We start from the raw sequence: 24,846 nt of genomic DNA on the forward strand, positions 1-24,846 counted from the left end.
ACCATGGGTTCTATTGATTCATAACCTCTTCTTTATCAGGAACTTTATAGACTATTAATCAACTAAAATTTTTTAATCATGAAAAAATTATTCTTTTTCGTTGTAATGCTGACGGGAACTAGTTTTACAATGCAGTCACAAACAGTTCGATATGTCGACAATAATCCAAGCGCGCCAACCAATGCAGGTTTTAATTACACAACTGTGCAAGCAGCAATAGATGCTTCTGTTGCTGGAGACATTATCTATATTCAACCATCACCAAACAGTTATGGAGACATACAAATGAATAAACGCATAATCCTTTATGGTATTGCTCATAATCCGGAGCTTAATGCAGGCCAAACTGCAACTGTAAGCAATATACTTTTTAGATATGGTGATGCGTCTGGTTCAAAAATTTCTGGCTTAGTAATTAATGGTATTTATTTAGACAACGGAACATACCAAAATAATAATGTTATCATAACCAATAATAGAATTGCAACCATTCAAGGTAATAGTAGAGTAGACCGTGCAAATCAGGCTGTGATATCGGGCAATTTCTTTTATAGCGGCTCATCCGTTGCTGTTGATAATTATAATTCACAAGATTGGTTGATAACCAATAATACCTTTTCAAGGCCTAATAGTTATTGGGGGTATTCTCTTTTTCAGAGAATGAACAATACAACTTTTTTAAATAATAACATTATTTTATCCAGACAAAATGGAGATGGAAGTGCTAGAGTACAGCTTTTTACAACATGCAATGGAACTCAAATAAAAAACAACATCTTTGTATTCGTTGGAACCTCTGTTGCTGACTTTACTAGCTTGGGAAGCAATTCTTCTTTATTTTTTCAAAACAACTTGACTTATGCCCCTTCAAGCTCCCTAAACCCTTTAGGTGGAAGTAATATTGATGATCAAGACCCACTATTTGTGTCTTTTAACTCAGCCACCGAGCTGAACAATCGTAATAATGACTTACATCTACAAGGAGGTTCACCTGGAGCAGGTGCAGGTACAGATGGTTTTGATCTTGGCTTATATAATGGCACATTCCCATACAGCATTCCAGGTTATCCTACAGAGCTCCCTTATTTAACAGATTTTGTAATAAACAATAATATTTTAAGCGAAGGCACAGATTTAAACATCAATGTAAAGGCTAATGCCAATACCAACTAACCACTAATTAATTAATGAAATGAAACGATTAAGTATAATTTTATTATGCCTGTTGTCGTTTATATGTGGGTTTTCGCAAATTACGAATGCTGAATACTTTTTTGACTCTGATCCAGGAATAGGAAGTGGTACCGCCCTAGCCATAACGCCCGGAAACACAATAGATCAAAATTTTAGTATTCCAACAACGGGTCTATCAGACGGCATTCATAAACTATATATAAGGGTGCAAGCCGGCGGTAATTGGAGTTTATATGACAAGAATGTGTTCTATATTAATCCAAACCAAAGCAATTCAGCACTTATTACGGCAGCCGAATATTTTATTGACTCCGACCCCGGCATAGGTAATGGAACGGCACTGGCAATGAATGGCAATGTTATTGATGCAGATTATAGCATTCCAACTACAGGGTTATCCGACGGAATTCATAAGCTATATATTAGGGTCATAAATGCAGATGGTACCTGGAGCGTATACGACAAAAATGTGTTCTATATTAATCCAAACCAAACCAATACGGCAAATATAGCTGGAGCAGAATATTTTTACGATACTGACCCAGGAATAGGCAATGGTACAGCTTTAGCTATGTCTGGCAACAATATCGATCAAAATTATAGTATTCCTACAACAGGACTAACCAGCGGCGTTCACAAGCTATATGTACGCGTTATAAACGATGATGGCACTTGGAGTATTTACGACAAGAATGTGTTTTACATAAATCCCAATCATTCTAATACAGCCAATATTGCAGGTGCAGAATATTTTATTGATACAGATCCAGGTGTTGGCAATGGAACTTCACTAACAGTTTCAGGCAACACGATAAATCAAAATTTCAATATTTCTACTACAGGTCTATCAATGGGAGTACACAAACTATTCGTACGTGTTATTAACGACGATGGTGCTTGGAGTATCTATGATAAAAATGTGTTTTATATCAATCCTAATCAAACAAATACAGCATTGATTTCTGAGGCTGAATATTTTATTGATACAGATCCTGGTGTTGGTAATGGATCTCCTCTAGTAATGACTGGAAATAGTGTAGATGAAATATACAATATTCCTACTACCGGAATGACTGATGGTACTTATACACTTTATGTTCGTATTATAAATGCCGATGGCTCATGGTCCATATATGATGGCAAACAATTTACAGTAGGTCCAGCAGATACCGATATGGATGGCATTTTAGATGATGTAGACAACTGTCCACTAATAGCCAATACAAGTCAGGAAGACATCGATTTAGATTCAATTGGGGACGTATGTGATAATTGTCCAAACGACGCCAATAATGATCAAGCAGATGACGATGCCGATGGTGTAGGTGATGTTTGTGATGCGTGCCCCGGATTTGACGATAACATAGATGTTGATATGGATAATTTTGCTGATGGTTGTGATTGCAACGATGACAATGCTGGTATAAATCCTGACGCAAATGATATTCCAGATAACAGTATCGATGAAAACTGCGACGGATTTGATCTTAAAACTTGGTATGCCGACACGGACAACGATTCATACGGAGACTCTAACGCAACGACCACAGCTAATACACAACCGGTAGGCTATGTTGCAGACAACACGGATTGCGACGACACCAATATAAACATATATCCAGGCGCAACCGAAATCCCTGACAATGATATAGATGAAGATTGTGATGGATTTGATTTAAAAACCTGGTATGCAGATACAGACAACGACAATTTTGGCGATTTAAATAATACTCAGGAAGCTAATACGCAACCTACAGGATATGTTGCAGATAACACAGATTGTGATGATACAAATGCCAATATCTATCCTGGAGCAACCGAAATTCCGGACAACACAATAGATGAAGATTGTGATGGATTTGATTTATTAACATGGTTTGCCGATAGTGACAGTGATACTTTTGGTGATATTAATTCAACCACAACGGCTAATACCCAGCCAGCTGGTTATGTTTCAAACAATACCGATTGCGATGACACCAATGCCAATGTCTATCCAGGAGCTGCTGAGATTCCAGATAATGACATCGATGAAGATTGTGATGGATTTGATCTGGTAACATGGTATGTTGATGCAGATGGAGATAACTATGGCGATCCAAATGTTTCCCAAACCGCCAATACACAACCAGTAGGCTATGTATCTGACAATACCGATTGTGATGATACAAATGCTGGTATTAATCCTGGCGCAACAGAAATCCCTGAAAATGGAATCGATGAAGATTGCGATGGTTCAGATAATGCAATATGGTACGAAGATGCTGACAACGATGGTTTCGGAAACCCAAATGTTAGTCAAGATGCCAACACACAACCAACAGGATATGTGTCGGACAAAACCGATTGTGATGACACCAATGCCGATGTGTATCCAGGTGCTAATGAAACTCCTGATAATGATATTGATGAAGATTGTGATGGATTCGATTTACTTACTTGGTACGCAGATGCTGATGGTGATTCCTATGGTAATCCAAATGAAAGCCAATTTTCCAATACGCAACCCAATGGATACGTCTCAAACAATACCGATTGTGATGACACAAATGCCAATATCAATATAAACGTAACAGAAATTCCTGATAATGGTGTTGATGAAGATTGTGATGGATTCGATTTACTTACTTGGTATCAAGATTCTGACGGTGATGGATTTGGAAATGCAAATGTTACACAATTAGCCAATACGCAACCAACTGGTTATGTTTCTGATAATACCGATTGTGATGACGCAGAGGCAAATAATTACCCAGGAAATACCGAGGTTTGCGATGGCATTGACAATGACTGTGATGGTCTTATTGATGACGAGGATGATTCATTGGAGGGCGCTCCATTATGGTATGCTGATACTGATGGCGATGGCTACGGTGATCCATCAAATACTGCAATGTCATGCACTGCACCGGAAGGTTTCATCTCCGACAACAGTGATTGTGATGACGGCAATGTAGATATCTATCCAGGCGCCACTGAAACACCTAATGATGGCATAGACCAAGATTGCAATGGCAGCGACCTTATCATTGGTGATGCAGACGATGACGGTGTATTGGATAACGTAGACAATTGTATTAACACTTACAATCCCGATCAGGCGGACGAAGACAATGATGGCATTGGTGATGAATGTGATATCAAAGGTATTATTGTTCCTAATGGGTTCTCTCCAAATGATGACGGCATAAATGATACATGGGTAATTGAGAACATTACATCCTTCACAAGAAGCATTGTTAAAGTATATAATCGATGGGGAAATAAAGTCTTTGAGAGCCACAATTATCAAAATAATTGGAACGGAAAATCGACAGAGGGCGGAAGCTCGATTCGATTGCCTGTTGGAGCATACTTGTATATAATTGAACTAAATGAACCTGGTTTCAAACCGGTTCAAGGATGGATTTATATTAACTATTAATACAAAGAAGATGAAAACAATAATAAAAAACACTTGTGTATTACTAGTCCTACTGCTCACAAATACATTATTTGCTCAACAAGACCCATCCTATACGATATATCAATATAATATGAATGTTATTAATCCAGCTTTTGCAGGAATCAATGATTATAATGAAATAAACATCAATTTCAGAAGTCAGTGGGTAAACCTTAAAGGTTCCCCAGAAACAAGAAGTTTTTCTTTAGGAATACCAATGAATGACAGAGTTGGTTGGGGGCTTTCAGTAGTGAATGATGAAATATTCGTGCTTAATGAAACGGATGTTTATATTGACTTTTCATATAGAATTCCTGTTGGACAAAACTCTAATCTTTATATGGGTCTAAAAGGAGGTGGTTCATTTGTAGACATTGATCTAAATAGACTAGGCATCAAGAATGACCCAGTTTTTATGGAAAATGTGAACAACTTCAACCCAAATGTCGGAGTAGGATTTTTACTTAAAAGCCAGAAGTACTATATAAATATCTCTGCACCTGCTCTCTTAAAGAGCAAAAGGTACGAAAAGGACGGTGTGGTAGTGACTAATGCAACAAATAGGTTACACGCCTATTTGGGAGGTGGTTACACAGTAGCATTAAATCAAAACATAAATCTCATTCCTTCTTTTATGTGTCGATTTGTTAATGGGGCACCTGTATCGCTAGACCTCACTTCCACAGTCGACATATATGAAAAGGTTGAATTTGGGGCTTCGTATAGATTGGATGAATCACTAAGCATATTGGGGTTATTTGAACTTGCCGATTGGTTTATGTTTGGATATGCCTATGAAAATACTCTTACTGATGTTAAAGACTATAGCAGAGGATCACATGAAGTACTAATAAGATTTAAAATTCACTAAAAACCATGGTTACAAAACAAGTTAAAAAGCCAATTGAACTGTATTTTGAAACCCACGACACAAAATATCTTGCGGAAGACGTTGTCTTCATAGACATGAATTCCAAAGGTTTAACTGTTGGGAGAGAGGCCGTGGGAAATATGCTTCATTATGTTTATAATCTAGCATTTGACGCCCACGCCGAAATCACAAATACAATTATTTGTGATAACAACGCGGTACTTGAAGCTAATTTCATAGGAAAACATATTGGAGAATATGCGGGAATTCCAGCTTCGAACAAATCGGTAAATGTGCCTCTCTGTGTCACTTATGATCTCGAAAATAGCTTGATAAAAGTGGCAAGAATATATATGTTGGAATCTGTTCTCATGGAACAAATCAATTCAAAATAAAACTTTAAAGCTTTTATTTTGATGATTAGAAATCCTTTTAAAATATGATGTTTTAAAAAGTGAATAATTGATTTAACTAAAAAATAAACCTCTTTCTAAAAATAGAAAGAGGTTTTTATTACTATTAATCTAAATAACTAGTAAGCCAGTTTCAAATTTCTCTCCTCAATGCCTTTGTAGGCTTTCAATACCAACCTTTTCATAAGCAAGGAAATTATCAAAGCCACCACAAACAATCCTGCAAATACTCCAAGAGTTGCATCCAATGAACCTGTAGCATTTTTAACAACATCATAAATCGTAGGACCTACAACTCCTGCCAACCCCCAAGCCGTTAAAACCATACCGTGAATTGCCCCTAATTGTTTAGTGCCAAACAAGTCACCTAAAAACGCAGGCAATGTTGCAAAGCCTCCCCCATACATGGTGATTACGGTAAATAGAATAATCAAAAATGTTATTTCCATCGAAATTTTTGGCAATAAATAAAAAGCCAAAATTTGAAACACAAAAAATAGAATGTAGGTATTTGCCCTTCCTAAATAATCGGACAAACTAGACCACATAATTCTGCCCAAACCATTAAACACACCTATCAATCCTACAATAGCTGCAGCCTCCATAGGCGTATAATTCAATTTCTCTTGCATCATTGGGCTAGCCGCAGAAATAATGGCTATACCACAAGCAATATTTATAAATATCATAATCCAGATATAATAAAATCGAGTGGTTTTTAATGAGGCATTGGCATCAATATTGGCCATATCAGTTTTTAACGTTTTGCCTTCTCCAGGATTATATCCGGCCGGCATGTAGTTTTCTGGAGGTCTTTCAATATATCTTGCCGATGATAAGATTAATACGGTATAGATGGCTCCTAAAATGTAAAAGGTATTTGAAACACCAACCGAATCAAACAAAGATTGCATGACTGGTCCAAATATCAGAGCAGCAAACCCAAACCCCATAATTGCCATACCTGTAGCAAGACCACGTCTATCAGGAAACCATTTTACCAATGTGCTTACCGGAGTAATGTAACCTAGTCCTAACCCTATGCCTCCAATAACACCATAACATAGATAAAATAGAATCAATGACTCTAATTGAACGGCCAGACCTGAGCCTAAAATACCAATACCATAAAATATTCCCGCAGTTGTACCACTTATTTTAGGACCAACTTTCTCAACCCATCTTCCTAAAAAGGCAGCGGATAGCCCCAATAATAGGATGGCTATTTTAAATGCCCATTTAATGACGCTTCCGTCTACATCAAAAATCTCTTTTACCGGATTGGTCATTACGGAATATGCATATACCGAACCAATTGAAATATGGATTCCTACTGCCGAAGCAGCAATCAACCATCTGTTTTTTAATTTATTTGCATTCATAATTGTTTAATTTTTAGCTACCCAATGCCAACTAGTTTATTCTTACTTCTTTAAAATAGTTCTGTAAAATAGCCGCAGCAGTAGCCAATTCATCTTTTGTGTTTTCACGGGCATCTTTAAGTTCATAATCCCAACCTAAAGCTTCCCATTTATGTATCCCTAATTTGTGATAAGGTTGTATTTCAATTTTCTCAATAGTATTGTAATCCTTAAAATGTTCACCCAAAGCGTGCAACAATTCCGGCTTGCTTGTTATTTCAGGAATCAATACATAACGCAACCACATTTTTTTTCCGGACAATTCCCTGTGCTCAGCCAAATCAAATGCTATCTGTTTATTTGGTTTACCGGTTAAAGCTTCATAACCTTCTTCGGTCATGTGTTTGATGTCCAACATGATTAAATCGGCATAATCGTCAAGCAATTCTTTAGAAAAATGATTCAATATTCTTCCATTGGTATCAACGTTTGTATGAATACCTTCCTCTTTTAATCTTTTAAAGAATTGTATCAATGCCTTTGCCTGCAATAATGGTTCACCGCCTGAAACTGTAACCCCTCCCTTTTTACCAAAGAAAGGTTTTAGGTTTATAGCCATTTTCACCAATTCTTCAATTTGGTATTCCTTTCCACCTGATGTGGCTAACGCATCGGGATTATGGCAATACAAACATTTTAATTTGCAGCCCTGAAGAAACACCACCATTCTAACACCTGGCCCATCATGGGTGCCAAAAGATTCAATAGAATGTACCTGTAATATGTTGTCTGTAGTTTTGATAACGCAAGGATTTAAAATTAGCATCTAAAAAGAAAGCTTTCACTTCCTTTTTAGATGCATTCAAACATATTAATAAAACTAAATGGATTCGTGGAAAGACCGTGTAATGACCTCTTGCTGTTGCTCTCTAGTTAACCTAACAAAGTTAACAGCGTAGCCAGAAACACGTATGGTCAATTGAGGGTATTCCTCTGGATGCTCCATGGCATCCAATAAAGTTTCTTTATCCAACACATTTACATTAACGTGTTGCGCTCCTTTAGAAAAATAACCATCTAATATGGTACCTAAATTTTCAATCCTGTCTTCTTCATTGGCCCCTAATGATTTTGGAACAATGGAGAACGTATTTGAAATACCATCCTTTGAATCTGAATACTGTATTTTTGCAACAGAGTTTAAAGATGCTATGGCACCATTTGAGTCTCTACCATGCATTGGGTTGGCACCAGGAGCAAATGGAATTCCATAGGCTCTACCATCTGGAGTGGCACCTGTTTTCTTACCATAAGCAACATTTGATGTAATGGTAAGAACAGACATTGTAGGTTCTGCATTTTTATAAACTGGCAGTTTTTTTAGTTCATTATTAAAATCAGCTACTGCATTTGCCGCTAAGCAGTCTACTCTATTATCATCATTTCCATATTTTGGAAACTCTCCTTCAATTATAAAATCTATTGTCAAACCTTCTTCATTTCTAATAGGTTTAACTTTTGCATATTTGATAGCTGAAAGTGAATCGGCCACAATGGATAATCCTGCAATACCGTAAGCAATATTAATACTAGGATTAGTGTCTATTAATGCCATTTGAGCCTTTTCATAATAGTATTTGTCATGCATGTAATGAATAATATTCATGGAATCATTATACACGCGTGCCACTTCTTTCATGGCTATTTTGAAATTGGCCATAACTTTATCGAAATCTAAATACTCATTTGTATATTCAGCAACACCATGAATCATTTTTTTACCAGAAAGCTCACAACGCCCACCATTTATAGCCAACAATAATGTTTTTGCCAGGTTAGTACGTGCCCCAAAAAACTGAATGGCTTTACCAATTTCTTGATAAGAAACACAACATGCAATACCATAATCATCTGAACCTCGACTGGTTCTCATTAAATTATCATTTTCAAATTGAATGGATGATGTATCAATTGCAACTTTGGCACAATAATCCTTAAAGTTTTGAGGTAAATTCTCAGACCATAACACAGTCATGTTTGGTTCTGGAGATGCTCCCAAGTTGTATAAGGTATTCAAGAATCTAAAAGCTGTTTTGGTTACTTTAGTTCTTCCATCGTTAAACATACCACCAATCGCTTCAGTTACCCATGTTGGATCGCCGGCAAATATTTCGTCGTAAGCACCCATTCTAAGATGGCGAACCATTCTTAGCTTCATAACAAATTGGTCTATATATTCTTGTGCTTCTTCTTCAACAATCAAGCCTTCCTGCAAATCATGCTCAATATAAATATCTAAGAAGGCAGATACATTACCCAAAGACATTGCAGCACCATCTTGTTCTTTCACGGCTGCTAAATAAGCCATATATGTCCATTGCACTGCTTCTTGTGCATTTTCAGCAGGACGCCCTAAATCCAAATTGTATTTAGCGCCCAATTCAATCATTTCTTTCAAGGATTTTATTTGCTCAGACACCTCTTCACGTAAACGTATTGTGGCTTCTGTCATTGGGCTTTTTATATTTTGTAAATCAGCTTTCTTGGCTTCAATTAGAAAATTGATTCCATATAAAGCTACACGACGATAATCTCCAATGATTCTCCCCCTAGCGTAGTTATCTGGCAATCCTGTTAAAAAACCTAAAGAACGAAATTTTCTAATTTCTGCTGTATAGGCATCAAATACCCCATCATTATGTGTCTTCACATATTTGGAAAACAATTCTGAAATGTTATCATTTGTTTTTAGGCCAAGTTCTGCCAATGCTGTTTCCACTACCTTGAACCCTCCAAATGGCTTCATGGTACGTTTTAAAAGTTCATCTGTTTGCAATCCAACGATTACTTCATTTTCCTTGTCAATATAACCTGCATCAAATGCACTAACTGTGGAAATGGTATTTGTATCTACCGAACGAACTCCATTGTTTTTTCTTTCTTCTTTGGTAGCTTGTTTACATATTTCCCATAATTTTTGAGTTTTGGCACTTGGTCCCACCAAAAACTCATGAGTACCGTAATAAGGTGTGATGTTGTTGATTACAAAATCCCTAACATTTACTTCTTTTTTCCAAGTTCCGTATTTAAATTGCTTTACTTCCATTTTATTAATATTTTGTTTTTTTAAGAACCATTTCTGGTTACTGAGACAAAATTAGCTGACATATAAATCGAAAAACCTGATTAAAGTCATATACCGCCAGTGTTAAAGAAATACTTATTAACGAAAACGTTTGAAATCAAAAAAAAATTGAAAAATTTTTTCCCCCTTAGAGATAAGGAGATAAAATACCCTATCGAAAAAGCAATAATTACTAAAAAAAATAAAACCCACAAACCAAAAAAATCGATTCGTGGGCTTGTGATTAATTAAGATAAAAATCCTTAAAGATTTTTTTTCGCTACTTGAGGCCACACCAATCTAGGCATTGACATTATAAATATGAAGCAACGCAAAAAGTTCGCACCATAAAAAAAAGAGCTTGGTTTAACGCAAATCCTAACTTTTAAATAACAATTAAAAAAGTCCCGAGGAGAAAATTTACCTCGGGACTTTTTTCATGAAAACTAAGAAATATAACCTATCAAATTCTTTCTTTAATCACAGCTTGGGCTGCCACCAATCTGGCAATTGGCACTCTAAAAGGTGAACAACTTACATAGTTCATGCCAGTTTTATAGCAAAACTCCACAGAGCTTGGCTCGCCACCGTGCTCACCACAAATCCCGACTTTTAAATTTGGTTTAACGCTTCTACCTCTTTCGGCTCCCACTTTAACCAATTGGCCAACACCTTCTTGATCCAAGACTTCAAAAGGATCTACTTTTAAAATACCTTTTTGAATGTATATTGGTAAGAACTTACCAGCATCATCGCGGGAATAACCAAAGGTTAATTGGGTCAAGTCATTTGTACCAAACGAGAAGAAATCTGCTTTTTCCGCAATTTTATCGGCCATTAAAGCAGCTCTAGGAATCTCAATCATAGTACCAACCAAATATTCCACCTTATCATTTCGTTCTTCAAAAACCTTGTTGGCAGTATCTCTAATGATTTTTTCCTGTGCCTCAAACTCTTTTAATGTACCAACCAATGGCACCATAATTTCGGGAACCACAGTCATGCCTTTTTCTTTTAGATTAAGTGCAGCTTCAATAATGGCACGTGTTTGCATTTCAGTAATTTCTGGATACGTGTTACCCAATCGGCAACCACGATGACCCAACATTGGGTTAAACTCCTCCAGTTCGGCCACTTTATTTTTCACGGCCTGAAGTGAAATATGCATCTCATCTGCCAACTCTTTTTGCGTTGCCAATTGGTGAGGTACAAACTCATGTAATGGTGGGTCTAATAATCGAATAGTTACAGGTAGACCTTCCATGGCTTCAAAAATACCTTCAAAATCTTCACGCTGCATTGGCAATAATTCTTGCAAGGCTAGTTTTCTACCTTTAACGGTATCTGCTAAAATCATTTCGCGCATCGCCTTGATTCTATCCACTTCAAAGAACATGTGTTCTGTTCTAGTCAGTCCAATTCCTTGGGCACCAAAGCCTCTTGCAACACGTGCATCGTTTGGTGTATCGGCATTGGTTCTAACTTTCATAACACCATATTTATCTGACAGCTCCATGATTTCAGCAAACTCACCGGTTAACTCGGGCTCACGGGTAGCAACTTTACCTTCAATAATGTTTCCGGTAGAACCATTCAATGAAATCCAATCGCCTTCATGGTATTCATGTCCATCAACAGTAAGGGTTCTGGCTTTATAATTGATTTTTAAAGCACCCGCTCCAGAAACACAACATTTACCCATACCGCGGGCAACAACAGCAGCATGCGAGGTCATTCCGCCACGAGCGGTTAAAATACCTTTGGCAATGTGCATACCTTCCAAATCTTCGGGAGAGGTTTCAATACGAACCAAAATACTGTTTTTGAATTTGTTGGCTTCGTCGGCAAAAAATACGATTTTACCAGTTGCAGCACCCGGAGATGCTGGTAATCCTTGTGCGATTACGTGTGCCGACTTCAATGCTTTAGGATCAAAAACAGGGTGTAATAATTCATCCAACTTGTTAGGTTCAATACGTAATAGAGCCTCTTTATCATTTATTTTGCCTTCTTTTAAAAGATCGACTGCAATTTTAACCATAGCGGCACCTGTGCGTTTACCATTTCTGGTTTGAAGAATCCACAGTTTTCCATCTTGAATGGTAAACTCCATATCTTGCATGTCACGGTAGTGATCTTCAAGTTTTTGTTGATAGCTATTCAACTCCGCATAAATAGAAGGCATCAATTCTTCAAGAGAAGGATATTTTTCCAAACGCTCGGCTTCTTCAATTTTAGCCAATTCTGCCCAACGTTGTGAACCTAATTTGGTGATTTGTTGTGGTGTTCTAACACCCGCAACTACATCTTCACCTTGTGCATTGATTAAATATTCACCGTTAAAAACATTCTCTCCAGTTCCGGCATCACGTGTAAAACAAACGCCAGTTCCTGAGTTATCACCCATATTGCCATAAACCATGGCCTGTACATTTACAGCAGTTCCCCAATCTTCCGGATACCCATGCATGTTTCGGTAATAAATGGCACGATCACCATTCCAGCTATTAAAGACGGCAACTATAGCGCCCCAAAGTTGATCCCAAGGATTCGATGGGAAATTATGTCCGGTTCGTTTTTTTACAGCTTCCTTAAAATCATAAACTAAATCTTTTAAATCCTGAACAGTAAATTCGGTATCTAGTTGAATCCCTCTTTTTCCTTTTAGATTTTCCATAATTTCTTCAAAAGGATCGATATCTTCTTTTGAAGCTGGTTTCATTCCTAAAACTACTCCACCATACATTTGAATAAAACGGCGATAGGAATCCCAGGCAAAATGTTCATTATTGGTTTTTTTGGCTAAGCCAACAACCACTTCATCATTTATACCAAGGTTTAAAACAGTATCCATCATACCAGGCATGGAAACCCTTGCTCCAGACCTAACGGACACCAAAAGCGGATTTTCCTTATCACCAAAAGAAGAGCCCATTAGATTTTCAATATTGTCGATGGATGCCTCCACTTCACTTTTAATCATTTCAACCACCGCATCTTTTCCCAATAAATTGTATTCGGTACAAACTTCGGTTGTGATGGTGAATCCAGGCGGTACCGGAATACCAATTGAACTCATTTCAGCTAAATTGGCTCCTTTTCCTCCCAAAAGATTTCGCATTTTGCTATTCCCATCAGCAGACTTGTTACCAAATCTGTACACATGGGTTTTCTCTGCTTCAAGTAATTCCATAATATTTATATTTTTAATTTTTTGAACGTTTTTAATGTCCCTGTAAAATTAATTTGGTATTTGATGCTTTTCAATGACATAAGTCATATTATTTATGGTTTTAAAAGATGAAATATTTGAAGTTCAGGCTGTAAAGTATAAATGGGAATCAGCCCTTCAATCTCACTATTTGAAAATCATTTTTAATTTCATATTTTGCAATACTAGACTTTACAAATAAGCATGAAAGAAATAACCAGACTTTTTGATTTTCCTTATTACCAGCTAAAAAACCATCCTTTGGAAGCGTGCTTGGTCACAAAATATAACGGCGAATGGGTAAGCACTTCTACGCAGGAATACATTGATAAGGCGAATGCAATTAGCAGGGCTTTGCTAAAACTTGGCATAAAAAAGAATGATAAAATTGCCGTTATTTCTTCTACCAATAGAACCGAATGGAATATTGTTGATATTGGCGTTCTTCAGGTTGGCGCACAAAATATTCCTATTTATCCAACAATTAGTGCCGAAGATTACGAGTATATTTTAAACCATAGCGAATCTATTTACTGCTTTGTTTCAGATGACGAGGTTATGGAAAAAATCAATCAGGTAAAACCCAAAACCCAGCTCAAGGAAATATATACCTTTGACCACATAAAAGGTTGCAAGCATTATTCAGAATTATTGGAACTTGGTAAAGACAACAGTAATCAAAATGAGGTTGAAGACCGAAAAGCTGATGTAAAGCCAGAAGAATTGGCAACCATTATTTACACCTCAGGAACCACGGGCAAACCCAAAGGGGTTATGTTGTCGCATAACAATATTGTATCCAATGTGCTTGCTGCCCGTAAAAGGTTTCCGTTATCATTTGGTGACAGAGCTTTGAGCTTTCTTCCTATCTGCCATATTTTTGAACGTGTTTTCACCTATCTATACCAATATGTAAGCATTGAAACCTATTTTGCTGAAGCTATTGAAAAAATAGGTGATAATGCTAGGGAAATTAAACCTTCCACCATGACGGTAGTACCAAGGTTGATTGAGAAAGTTTACGATAAAATTATTGCCAAAGGAGCCGAATTAACCGGATTGAAAAAGAAATTATTTTTTTGGGCGGTTGAAGTAGGCGCTAATTATAAACCATATAAACAAAATGGCCCTTGGTACGCCTTTAAATTGGGCATTGCCCGCAAGCTGATTTTTAAAAAATGGCAAGAAGCGTTGGGTGGCAATATCGTTTTCATGGCCTCAGGAAGTGCTGCCTTGCAGCCAAGATTGGGCAGAATTTTTGGGGCGGCAAATATGCCAATTATGGAATGTTATGGGTTAACTGAAACATCTCCAGGAATATCAGCCAGCGATAAACGCAATAACAATTGGAAAATTGGTTATGTTGGCAAAGTGATTGACGGCGTTGAAGTAAAAATTGCTGAAGACGGCGAGATTCTTTGCAAAGGCCCTAACGTTATGATGGGTTACTATAAAGACCCAGAAAAAACGGCCAGTGTGATGACCGGAGATTATTTCCATACAGGAGATAAAGGCGAAATTGATGCTGATGGTTTCCTTAAAATTACGGGACGCAAGAAAGAAATGTTTAAAACATCTGGCGGTAAGTACGTAATCCCCACATTACTTGAAAACGAATTAAAACAATCGCGGTTTATAGAACAAATTATGGTTATTGGTGAGGGTGAAAAAATGCCTGCCGCATTAATACAGCCCAATTTTGAGTTTATCCAAGAATGGATTGCGCAAAAGAAACACAAAATAGGGAAGTCTTTTGAAGACATTTCAAACTCTGAAATTGTTCAAAAAAGAATTCAAAAAGAGATTGATAAATGCAACCAGAAGTTTGGTAAATGGGAACAAATAAAGGCCTTTGAATTAACGCCCGAAATCTGGTCCATTGAAAGCGGGCATTTAACACCAACTATGAAAATGAAGAGGGACATCATCAAACAAAAATATGCCAGTTTGATTGAAAACATATACAGGCCCTAATAGGAAAAATATCAATTCTTCCCAAAAGTTAGAAAAACAAAAATTTTTGGAATTTTAGCAAAATTTGTTATGCATGCATAACAAATTTTGCTATATTTGGTGCAGTCAGACCAAATTTAGCCCTATTCTAGTTAAATAGCAAGATAAAACTTAATAGCTAATTACATCTGTCAAAGAACGTTAAAACCAAAACTATTTGATGAAAGATAAAACCATTGATTACGTATTGCGAACAACTTGGCTTTGTGTTCAAAAAATGTACAACGAAGAAGCCGCAAAATTTGAAAGTACAATGGCAACAGGCTTCACTCTATTGAGCATTGACCCCGAAAAAGGCACACCATCAACAGCCTTGGGACCAAAAATGGGTATGGAAGCCACCAGTTTATCCAGAATATTAAAAACAATGGAAAAAAGGGGACTGATTGAACGCCACCCTAATCCAGATGACGGTCGAGGCGTTATTATTATGCTTACCGAATTTGGTCGTGAAAAAAGAGCCCAATCCAGAGAAAAGGTTTTACAATTCAATGAAACCATTAGAAGTCATATTTCCGAAGAAAAAATCAACCATTTTTATGAAGTCGCCGAAGTGATTAATGATATGGTCAGCAATAAAAAAATATTTAATCAAAACGATTAGTCATTTATAAAATGAGTAAAAGAAGAATTAAAAAAGTAGCTATTGTAGGTTCAGGTATCATGGGAAGTGGTATTGCTTGCCATTTTGCCAATATTGGCGTAGAAGTGCTTTTGTTGGATATTATCCCTAGAGAACTTAACGACAAGGAAAAAGCCAAAGGTTTAACTTTAGAAGATAAAGTGGTAAGAAATAGGTTGGTCAACGATGCTTTGGCCACTGCATTAAAATCTAAGCCCTCGCCTATTTACCATCAAAAGTTTGCCAGTAGAATCATGACAGGTAATTTAGAGGATGACATTGCCAAAGTTGCCCACGTTGATTGGATTATGGAAGTTGTGGTTGAAAGACTTGATATTAAAAAGCAGGTTTTTGAAAAACTTGAAAAACACAGGACACCAGGAACGCTCATTACCAGTAATACATCAGGTATTCCCATAAAATTTATGAGTGAAGGGAGAACTGAGGATTTTCAAAAACATTTCTGTGGCACCCACTTTTTTAATCCAGCACGATACTTAAAATTATTTGAAATTATTCCTGGGCCTAAAACCTCTCAAGATGTGTTAGACTTTCTAAATGGTTATGGTGAACAGTTTCTTGGGAAAACTTCGGTAGTTGCTAAAGACACACCTGCATTTATCGGTAATCGCATTGGTATATTTGGCATTCAAAGCTTGTTACATCAGGTAAAAGAGATGGATTTAACCATTGAAGAAGTAGACAAACTTACTGGCCCGGTGATTGGTCGCCCAAAATCGGCGACATTCCGAACGGTTGATGTGGTTGGATTGGATACTTTGGTGCACGTTGCTCATGGGATTTATGAAAATTGTCGAAATGATGAAGCGCACGAATTATTCAAACTGCCAGATTTCATCAATACCATGATGGAAAACAAATGGTTGGGTAGCAAAACAGGAAAGGGTTTTTATAAAAAGGTAACAGGTGCTGATGGTAACACTGAAATTCTGTCTTTAGACCTGAACACCTTAGAATATAGGGCAAAAAAATCGGCAAAATTCGCAACCTTAGAACTTACAAAGTCGGTTGATAAAGTCATTGACCGTTTTCCAATTTTAATCTCTGGTAAAGATAAAGCAGGTGAATTCTATCGTAAAAACTTCACTGCCATGTTCGCCTATGTTTCCAAAAGAGTTCCTGAAATTTCGGATGAACTATTTAAAATTGATGATGCCATGAAGGCAGGCTTTGGGTGGGAGCACGGTCCTTTTCAAATTTGGGATGCCGTTGGTGTTGAAAAAGGCATAGAACTCATGAAAGCAGAAGGTTTGGAGCCCGCCCCTTGGGTAAATGATATGTTGGCTTCGGGCAGTTCTTCATTTTATACCGTAAAAAAAGGGAACACTTATTTTTATGATATTCAATCCAAATCGCAACAAAAAGTACCAGGTCAAGACGCCTTTATCATATTGGATAATATCAGGAAATCCTATCAAGTATTCAAAAACGATGGTGTTGTAATTGAAGACTTGGGAGATGGTATTCTTAATTGTGAATTCCAGTCTAAAATGAACACCATTGGAGGTGATGTTTTGGCAGGATTGAACAAAGCAATTGATTTAGCAGAAAAAGATTTTGACGGCTTGGTAATTGGTAACCAAGGAGCAAATTTCTCAGTTGGTGCCAATATAGGCATGATTTTCATGATGGCCGTTGAGCAAGAATATGAGGAATTGAACGGAGCCATTAAGTATTTTCAAGATACGATGATGCGTATGCGCTATTCGTCTATACCAACCATTTCAGCGCCACATGGCATGTCTTTGGGCGGTGCTTGCGAACTATCTATGCACGCTGATAAAGTTGTGGCCGCTGCCGAAACCTATATGGGACTTGTTGAATTTGGCGTTGGAGTAATCCCTGGTGGAGGTGGTTCCAAAGAGATGGCCTTGAGGGCTTCAGATACTTTTAGAAAAGGTGATGTAGAATTGAATGTTTTGCGCGAGCATTTCCTGACTATTGGCATGGCAAAAGTATCTACTTCAGGCTACGAAGCTTTTGATTTAGGGGTGCTTCAACGAGGAAAAGATATTGTTGTGGTCAATAAAGACCGCCAAATTGCCACTGCAAAAGCCCATGCCAAATTACTAGCGGAAGCAGGTTACACAAAACCTGTAAAGCGCAACGATGTGAAAGTTTTGGGAAAACAGGCTTTGGGCATGTTTTTAGTTGGAACCGATTCTATGGAGGCATCAAACTACATTAGCGAGCACGACCACAAAATAGCCAACAAACTCGCCTATGTAATGACTGGAGGTGATTTGTCTGAACCTACATTAGTCAGTGAGCAATACCTATTGGATTTGGAACGCGAAGCATTCCTTAGTTTATGTACTGAACGAAAAACATTAGAACGAATTCAGCATATGCTTAAAACCGGAAAACCATTGCGAAATTAGACAGATAAGATTGTTAGATTTCTAGATATTTAGAAATCTGAACGGTCTAAAAATCTAATCACCTAAAAATCTAAAATTATGAAACAAGCATATATAGTTAAAGCATATAGAACTGCAGTTGGTAAAGCACCCAAAGGCGTTTTTCGTTTTAAAAGAACGGATGAATTAGCGGCTGAAACCATTAAGTATATGATGGATAAATTGCCCAATTTTGACAAAACCAGAATTGATGATGTTATTGTTGGCAACGCCATGCCTGAAGGTTCACAAGGTTTAAACATGGCCCGTTTAATTTCGCTAATGGGTTTAAATATTGTGGATGTACCCGGTGTAACCGTTAATCGTTTTTGTTCTTCGGGTGTCGAGACCATCGCCATTGCTGCTGCTAAAATTCAAGCAGGAATGGCCGATTGTATTATCGCAGGAGGTGCAGAAAGTATGAGTGCCGTTCCTATGACAGGATTTAAACCTGAATTGAACTATGACCTAATAAATTCTGGTCATGAAGATTATTATTGGGGCATGGGAAATACCGCTGAAGCTGTTGCGAATCAATTCAAAGTGTCCCGTGAAGACCAGGATAAATTCGCATATAATTCACACATAAAAGCTTTAAAAGCTCAAGCCGAAAATCGTTTTCAAGACCAAATTGCACCGATTGAAGTTGAAGAAACTTATATTGATTCCAATGGAAAAAAGGCAACAAAATCCTATACAGTCACCAAAGATGAAGGCCCGAGAAAAGATACAAATTTGGAAGCCTTGGCTAGATTAAAACCTGTTTTCGCCCAAGGTGGAAGTGTAACGGCTGGGAATTCATCACAAATGAGTGATGGAGCAGCTTTTATTTTAATCATGGGTGAAGATATGGTGAAAGAATTAAATTTAGAACCTATTGCCAGATTGGTAAATTACGCTGCCGCCGGTGTTGAACCACGAATTATGGGTATTGGTCCGGTAAAAGCCATTCCAAAAGCATTAAAACTTGCTGGCTTGAAACAAAATGATTTAGAATTAATAGAACTTAACGAAGCGTTTGCATCACAATCCTTAGCAGTGATACGGGAATTAAACTTAAATCCAGATATCGTAAATGTAAATGGAGGTGCCATTGCTTTAGGTCATCCACTAGGCTGTACTGGAGCTAAACTTTCGGTTCAATTATTTGATGAGATGCGCAAACGAAACATGAAAGGAAAATATGGTGCTGTAACCATGTGTGTTGGTACAGGGCAAGGTGCTTGTGGCATATTTGAATTTTTAAACTAAACATAGAACTCAAATCTAAATACTATAAAACTATGGGAACTAAAGAAAAAGATATTTTACGCGGAGGCCAATTCTTGGTAAAAGAAATTGACTGCGAAGACATTTTTACACCTGAAGATTTCAACGAAGACCAGCTTATGATGAAGGAAGCTGTTACTGAATTTGTTGATAGGGAGATTTGGGCAAAAAAAGCACAATTTGAGAAGAAAGATTATGCCCTTACTGAATCTTGCATGCAGAAAGCTGGAGAATTAGGGTTTTTAAGTATTGCTGTTCCTGAAGAATATGGTGGAATGGGCATGGGCTTTGTAGATACCGTGTTGGTTTGCGACTATATTTCTGGGGCAACAGGTTCTTTCAGCACAGCATTCGGAGCTCATACGGGTATTGGCACCATGCCTATTACATTATATGGCAATGAAGAACAAAAGCAAAGATATGTCCCTAAACTGGCAACGGGCGAATGGTTTGGTTCCTATTGTTTAACCGAACCAAGTGCAGGTAGCGATGCCAACTCCGGAAAAACAAAAGCCGTACTTTCGGAAGATGGAACACATTATAAAATTACAGGTCAAAAAATGTGGATTTCCAACGCCGGATTCTGTAGCCTAATGATTGTTTTTGCCAGAATAGAAGACGATAAAAACATCACTGGCTTTATTGTTGAATACGACCCAGAAAATCCTAATGGTATCACCATGGGTGAAGAAGAACACAAATTAGGCATACGTGCTTCCTCAACCAGACAGGTATTTTTTAATGACACCATTGTTCCAGTTGAAAATATGCTTTCAACCAGAGGAAACGGTTTTAAAATTGCCATGAATGCCTTGAACGTTGGAAGGATTAAATTGGCGGCAGCTTGTTTAGACGCCCAAAGACGAACCATCACGGAATCCGTTAAATATGCCAACGAGCGCATTCAATTTAAAACGCCAATTTCAAGCTTCGGCGCCATTCGTCAAAAACTTGCAGAAATGGCTACCAACTGCTGGGTAGGTGAAGCGGCTACCTATCGTGCTTCAAAAAATATTGAAGAACGCATTACCATTCGTAAAAACAATGGCAAAGATTCACATCAGGAAGCCGAATTGAAAGGTGTTGAGGAATATGCCATTGAGTGCTCCATTCTTAAAGTAGCCGTTTCGGAATTCGTTCAAAAATGCACTGATGAAGGCATTCAAATATTTGGAGGTATGGGCTTTTCTGAAGAAACACCAATAGAATCTGCTTGGCGCGATGCCCGAATTTCCAGAATTTATGAAGGCACAAATGAGATCAACAGAATGCTTTGTATCGGAATGCTCATCAAAAAAGCCATGAAAGGTCATGTTGACCTGTTGACTCCAGCCCAAGCAGTAGCTGAAGAATTAGTCGGAATTCCTTCTTTTGAACCACAAGATTTCTCAGAATTGTTTTCAGAAGAAAAAAGCATCATCAAAAACCTTAAAAAACTGTTTTTGATGGTTGCTGGTGCAGCTTTAAAGAAATACGGAGAGAAAATTGAGCAACAACAGCAATTAATGTTAGCAGCTTCCGATATTTTAATCCAAATCTATTTGGCAGAATCAGCCATTTTAAGAGCAGAGAAAATGGCAAAAAAAGAAGGAGAAGAAAATGCAAAAGAACAAATAGCCATGGCTAAATTAAATTTGTTCCATGCTATTGACGTTATTGAAACTGCTGGAAAACATTCAATAATTTCATTCTCCAAAGGAGATGAACAACGCATGATGCTCATGGGCTTAAGACGCTACATTAAATATGTAAACATGCCCAATATTATTGAACTAAGACACATTATTGCCCAAAAAGTAATTAATGAAAATAAATACTGCTTCTAGGCAGATTAAAAGTGACTAACTCAATTTTTAAAAGCGCCTTGAAATTATTTCGGGGCGTTTTTATTTTCAGTATTTTAGATAAAATTTTAAACATGAAAAGATTAATTTTTATAGGCATTTTATGCTCAACAATGTTAAGTTTAGCACAGAAAGACCAACAGTTGTACGATATTATAGATGCTGTTTCTGCTGATAGAATTGAAAAAGACATAAGGACGTTGGTAAACTTTGGTACAAGAAATACCTTTAGCGACACCCTATCAAACACCAGAGGTATTGGGGCTGCAAGACGTTGGATTAAAAAAGAGTTTGAAGCCATATCGGAAAATTGTGATGGCTGTATTGATGTGTTTTATCAAAAAGATTTTGTTACAAAAAAAGGAAATGACCGCGTACCCCATGACGTATGGGTTGTTAATGTAGTTGCCATTCAAAAAGGTACAAAATACCCCAATAGATATATTATCATGAGTGGTGATATTGATTCAAGAAATAGCGATGGATCAGATTTCACAAAAGATGCACCTGGTGCAAACGATAATGCATCAGGAATGGCAGGAACTATTGAAGCGGCCAGAGTGCTTTCAAAATATAAATTTGAAAGCAGTATCATATATGTTGGGCTTTCTGGCGAAGAACAAGGTCTTTTTGGTGGCGCAGGCTTAGCTAAATATGCCAAAGAAAAAGGCTGGGAGATTATTGGTGTTTTAAATAATGATATGATTGGAAATATAAAAGGTGTTGATGGCGTAATTGACAATCGCACCTTTAGGATTTTCTCGGAACCTGTGCCCCCAAATGAAACAGAAAGGGAACGTATGATGAGAAGGTATTATGGCGGTGAAGTGGATGGTATTTCACGTCAGTTAGCCCGCTATGTATACAAAAACGTTGAAACCTATATGCCAGAAATGAACCCGATGATGGTTTACAGGTTGGACAGATTTGGTCGAGGCGGACATCATCGTCCATTTAATGACTTAGGTTTTGGCGGTATCAGAATTATGGAAGCACATGAAAATTATAATCAACAGCACCAAGATATCCGTGAAGAAAATGGCATTAAATATGGCGATGTTATTGAACACGTAAACTTTGATTATGCAAAAAAACTAACCGCCGTAAATGTAATAAATTTGGCTAGTTTGGCATCAGCCTCCCCTGCTCCAGCCAACGTCAGTATCGGTGGTATTGTTGAGCCTTCAGTAAAGTTAAAATGGGACAAAGTTGATGGGGCCAAAGGCTATAAAATTTATTGGCGCGACACCACTTCTCCAACTTGGGACAACAGTAGATATGTAGGAGATGTTTCAGAATTTATGTTGGATGGTATTGTTATTGATAATTACTTTTTTGGAGTCGCTTCGGTCAATGAAAATGGTTTTGAAAGCGTCGTTGTATTTCCAAATAAAGTTTTTAGAGATTAAAAAATAAAATAAATGAAGAATCTATTTTGCCTTTTGGCTCTTATTTCAATCCATATTACTTTTGCCCAGAATTTGCTTTCTGAAAAACCTGCTTTTACAAGACAGGATACATTAAGGGGAAGCATAACCCCCGAACGCGAATGGTGGGATTTAACATATTATCACCTCGATATTAAAGTTGACCCTGATGATAAATTTATTTCAGGAAAAAACACCATTCAATACAAGGTTTTAAAAAATCAATCGGTCATGCAAATTGATTTGCAACCACCTATGAAACTTTCAAAAGCAGTTCAAAATGGCAAGGAGTTGGAAATAAAGAACGATGGCAACGCCCATTTTATAAAACTATCTGAAAATCAAGAAATAGGTGAAGTAAAAAGTTTGGAAGTATTTTATGAAGGCCATCCAAAGGAAGCCATAAGAGCACCATGGGACGGAGGCATTTCATGGAAAAAAGACGCCAATGGCAATCATTTTATTGCTTCATCGTGCCAAGGTTTGGGTGCAAGTGTTTGGTGGCCTTGTAAAGATCATATGTACGACGAAGTGGATAGCATGCTCATTAGTGTTAATGTACCTTCAAAACTACTTGATGTTTCCAACGGAAGACTAAGAAAGGTTGAGCAAATTGGTGACACAAAAACGTATTCTTGGTTTGTGGGCAATCCTATCAACAACTACGGAGTCAATATAAATATTGGCAACTACGTCCATTTTTCTGAGGTCTATGAAGGCATGGCTGGAAATCTTGATATGGATTACTATGTCTTAAAAGACAATTTAGAAAAAGCCAAAAAACATTTCAAAGACGCTCCTAAAATGATGAAGGCCTTTGAATATTGGTTTGGTCAATACCCATTTTATAAAGATGGTTATAAATTGGTTGAGGTTCCTTATTTAGGCATGGAGCACCAAAGCAGCGTTACTTATGGCAACCAATTTAAAAATGGTTATTTGGGAAATGACCTATCGGGTACAGGTTGGGGTCTAAAATTCGATTTTATCATCATACATGAATCTGGGCACGAATGGTTTGCTAACAATATTACGACTAAAGATGTTGCCGACATGTGGGTTCATGAAGGTTTCACTGCTTATTCTGAAAATCTCTTTTTGGATTATTATTACGGAAAAGAAGCTTCGGCCGAATACGTTATTGGCACCCGCAGAAATATTGAAAACGAAAGACCTGTAATAAGCTATTATGATGTTAACAGTGCAGGCCCAATAGACATGTATTATAAAGCCTCCAACATGTTGCACACCTTACGTCAACTTATTGAAGACGATGAAAAATGGCGAAAGATTCTTCGTAAAATAAATGTTACGTTTTATCACCAAACCGTAAATTCCAAACAAATTGAAGACTTTCTTTCAAACGAAACGGGCATTGATTTAACCGAATTTTTCAATCAGTATTTAAGAACCACAAAAATTCCAACATTAGAATATGAAATAAACAAACGCGAACTTAAATACAGATGGACCAATATTGTGGACAAGTTCGATATGCCCATACAAATCAACATAAATGAAAAAGAACAATGGCTATTTCCTAAAGCAGAATGGAAAACATTAATGCTGGACGATAAAATCAATTCATTTAATGTTGATGCCGATTTTTATGTTTATACGAAAAAGATTTAG

The 24,846-nt window shown here is 37.3% G+C and carries 15 protein-coding genes; 11 read left to right on the plus strand and 4 right to left on the minus strand.

The window, feature by feature from the left end; translation table 11 throughout:
• The first annotated feature begins 78 nt into the window (after positions 1–78).
• The 4 genes from ACB104_RS09670 to ACB104_RS09685 are packed head-to-tail and all read left to right on the plus strand — an operon-like array spanning position 79 to position 5,905.
• Positions 79–1,173: a right-handed parallel beta-helix repeat-containing protein gene (locus ACB104_RS09670; RefSeq protein WP_370478269.1), complete on the plus strand. Its 1,095-nt coding sequence runs from the start codon at positions 79–81 to the stop codon at positions 1,171–1,173.
• Between the two features lie 19 nt (positions 1,174–1,192).
• Positions 1,193–4,618, plus strand: a complete 3,426-nt coding sequence (locus ACB104_RS09675) for a MopE-related protein (protein WP_370478270.1) — start codon at positions 1,193–1,195, stop codon at positions 4,616–4,618.
• 10 nt (positions 4,619–4,628) lie between these two features.
• Entirely contained in the window at positions 4,629–5,510 is an 882-nt protein-coding gene (locus ACB104_RS09680; protein WP_370478272.1) for a PorP/SprF family type IX secretion system membrane protein, read from the plus strand.
• A gap of 5 nt (positions 5,511–5,515) precedes the next feature.
• Positions 5,516–5,905 carry an ester cyclase gene (locus tag ACB104_RS09685; RefSeq protein WP_370478274.1) on the plus strand — a complete coding sequence of 130 codons (390 nt, stop codon included), beginning with the start codon at positions 5,516–5,518 and terminating at the stop codon, positions 5,903–5,905.
• Positions 5,906–6,042: 137 nt separating this feature from the next.
• Here the strand turns inward: ACB104_RS09685 and ACB104_RS09690 are convergent, their stop codons facing one another.
• The 4 genes from ACB104_RS09690 to ppdK all read right to left on the minus strand — a co-directional run bounded on the left by ACB104_RS09690 (position 6,043) and on the right by ppdK (position 13,601).
• A complete protein-coding gene (locus ACB104_RS09690; protein WP_370478275.1) occupies positions 6,043–7,305 on the minus strand; it encodes an L-lactate MFS transporter in 1,263 nt (420 codons plus the stop codon).
• A 31-nt stretch (positions 7,306–7,336) separates the two neighbouring features.
• Positions 7,337–8,110, minus strand: a complete 774-nt coding sequence (gene pflA, locus ACB104_RS09695; protein ID WP_370478277.1) for a pyruvate formate-lyase-activating protein — start codon at positions 8,108–8,110, stop codon at positions 7,337–7,339.
• 54 nt (positions 8,111–8,164) lie between these two features.
• The gene (gene pflB, locus ACB104_RS09700) at positions 8,165–10,390 is read right to left on the minus strand and encodes a formate C-acetyltransferase (RefSeq protein ID WP_370478278.1); all 2,226 of its coding nucleotides are present in this window, start codon (positions 10,388–10,390) and stop codon (positions 8,165–8,167) included.
• 481 nt (positions 10,391–10,871) lie between these two features.
• On the minus strand, positions 10,872–13,601 hold the full coding sequence (gene ppdK / locus ACB104_RS09705) for a pyruvate, phosphate dikinase (protein ID WP_370478280.1): 2,730 nt from the start codon (positions 13,599–13,601) through the stop codon (positions 10,872–10,874).
• Positions 13,602–13,823: 222 nt separating this feature from the next.
• On the opposite strand from ppdK, the gene ACB104_RS09710 reads away from it, so the two are divergent.
• The 7 genes from ACB104_RS09710 (at position 13,824) to ACB104_RS09740 (ending at position 24,846) form a co-directional block, all read left to right on the plus strand.
• Entirely contained in the window at positions 13,824–15,593 is a 1,770-nt protein-coding gene (locus tag ACB104_RS09710; protein ID WP_370478282.1) for an AMP-dependent synthetase/ligase, read from the plus strand.
• Positions 15,594–15,792: 199 nt separating this feature from the next.
• Positions 15,793–16,236: a MarR family winged helix-turn-helix transcriptional regulator gene (locus tag ACB104_RS09715; protein WP_370478283.1), complete on the plus strand. Its 444-nt coding sequence runs from the start codon at positions 15,793–15,795 to the stop codon at positions 16,234–16,236.
• An 11-nt stretch (positions 16,237–16,247) separates the two neighbouring features.
• Positions 16,248–18,656, plus strand: a complete 2,409-nt coding sequence (locus ACB104_RS09720; protein WP_370478285.1) for a 3-hydroxyacyl-CoA dehydrogenase/enoyl-CoA hydratase family protein — start codon at positions 16,248–16,250, stop codon at positions 18,654–18,656.
• Between the two features lie 78 nt (positions 18,657–18,734).
• Positions 18,735–19,925 carry an acetyl-CoA C-acyltransferase gene (locus tag ACB104_RS09725; protein ID WP_370478287.1) on the plus strand — a complete coding sequence of 397 codons (1,191 nt, stop codon included), beginning with the start codon at positions 18,735–18,737 and terminating at the stop codon, positions 19,923–19,925.
• Positions 19,926–19,957: 32 nt separating this feature from the next.
• Positions 19,958–21,769 (plus strand): acyl-CoA dehydrogenase FadE, encoded by a 1,812-nt coding sequence (locus tag ACB104_RS09730; protein WP_370478288.1) that lies wholly within the window; start codon positions 19,958–19,960, stop codon positions 21,767–21,769.
• 92 nt (positions 21,770–21,861) lie between these two features.
• A complete protein-coding gene (locus ACB104_RS09735; protein ID WP_370478289.1) occupies positions 21,862–23,196 on the plus strand; it encodes a M28 family peptidase in 1,335 nt (444 codons plus the stop codon).
• Positions 23,197–23,208: 12 nt separating this feature from the next.
• Positions 23,209–24,846, plus strand: a complete 1,638-nt coding sequence (locus ACB104_RS09740) for a M1 family metallopeptidase (RefSeq protein ID WP_370478291.1) — start codon at positions 23,209–23,211, stop codon at positions 24,844–24,846.

Source organism: Tamlana flava, assembly GCF_041287255.1.
GTDB classification, from domain to species: Bacteria; Bacteroidota; Bacteroidia; order Flavobacteriales; family Flavobacteriaceae; genus Tamlana; species Tamlana flava.

What these genes read in the sequence shown, in the direction of transcription:
- ACB104_RS09715 (WP_370478283.1), top strand. Translation starts at nt 15,793, where the DNA reads ATGAAAGATAAAACCATTGATTACGTATTGCGAACAACTTGGCTTTGT.
- pflB (WP_370478278.1), bottom strand. Translation starts at nt 10,390, where the DNA reads ATGGAAGTAAAGCAATTTAAATACGGAACTTGGAAAAAAGAAGTAAAT.
- ACB104_RS09720 (WP_370478285.1), top strand. Translation starts at nt 16,248, where the DNA reads ATGAGTAAAAGAAGAATTAAAAAAGTAGCTATTGTAGGTTCAGGTATC.
- ACB104_RS09670 (WP_370478269.1), top strand. Translation starts at nt 79, where the DNA reads ATGAAAAAATTATTCTTTTTCGTTGTAATGCTGACGGGAACTAGTTTT.
- ppdK (WP_370478280.1), bottom strand. Translation starts at nt 13,601, where the DNA reads ATGGAATTACTTGAAGCAGAGAAAACCCATGTGTACAGATTTGGTAAC.
- ACB104_RS09690 (WP_370478275.1), bottom strand. Translation starts at nt 7,305, where the DNA reads ATGAATGCAAATAAATTAAAAAACAGATGGTTGATTGCTGCTTCGGCA.
- ACB104_RS09735 (WP_370478289.1), top strand. Translation starts at nt 21,862, where the DNA reads ATGAAAAGATTAATTTTTATAGGCATTTTATGCTCAACAATGTTAAGT.
- ACB104_RS09730 (WP_370478288.1), top strand. Translation starts at nt 19,958, where the DNA reads ATGGGAACTAAAGAAAAAGATATTTTACGCGGAGGCCAATTCTTGGTA.
- ACB104_RS09710 (WP_370478282.1), top strand. Translation starts at nt 13,824, where the DNA reads ATGAAAGAAATAACCAGACTTTTTGATTTTCCTTATTACCAGCTAAAA.
- ACB104_RS09680 (WP_370478272.1), top strand. Translation starts at nt 4,629, where the DNA reads ATGAAAACAATAATAAAAAACACTTGTGTATTACTAGTCCTACTGCTC.
- ACB104_RS09685 (WP_370478274.1), top strand. Translation starts at nt 5,516, where the DNA reads ATGGTTACAAAACAAGTTAAAAAGCCAATTGAACTGTATTTTGAAACC.
- ACB104_RS09675 (WP_370478270.1), top strand. Translation starts at nt 1,193, where the DNA reads ATGAAACGATTAAGTATAATTTTATTATGCCTGTTGTCGTTTATATGT.
- ACB104_RS09740 (WP_370478291.1), top strand. Translation starts at nt 23,209, where the DNA reads ATGAAGAATCTATTTTGCCTTTTGGCTCTTATTTCAATCCATATTACT.
- pflA (WP_370478277.1), bottom strand. Translation starts at nt 8,110, where the DNA reads ATGCTAATTTTAAATCCTTGCGTTATCAAAACTACAGACAACATATTA.
- ACB104_RS09725 (WP_370478287.1), top strand. Translation starts at nt 18,735, where the DNA reads ATGAAACAAGCATATATAGTTAAAGCATATAGAACTGCAGTTGGTAAA.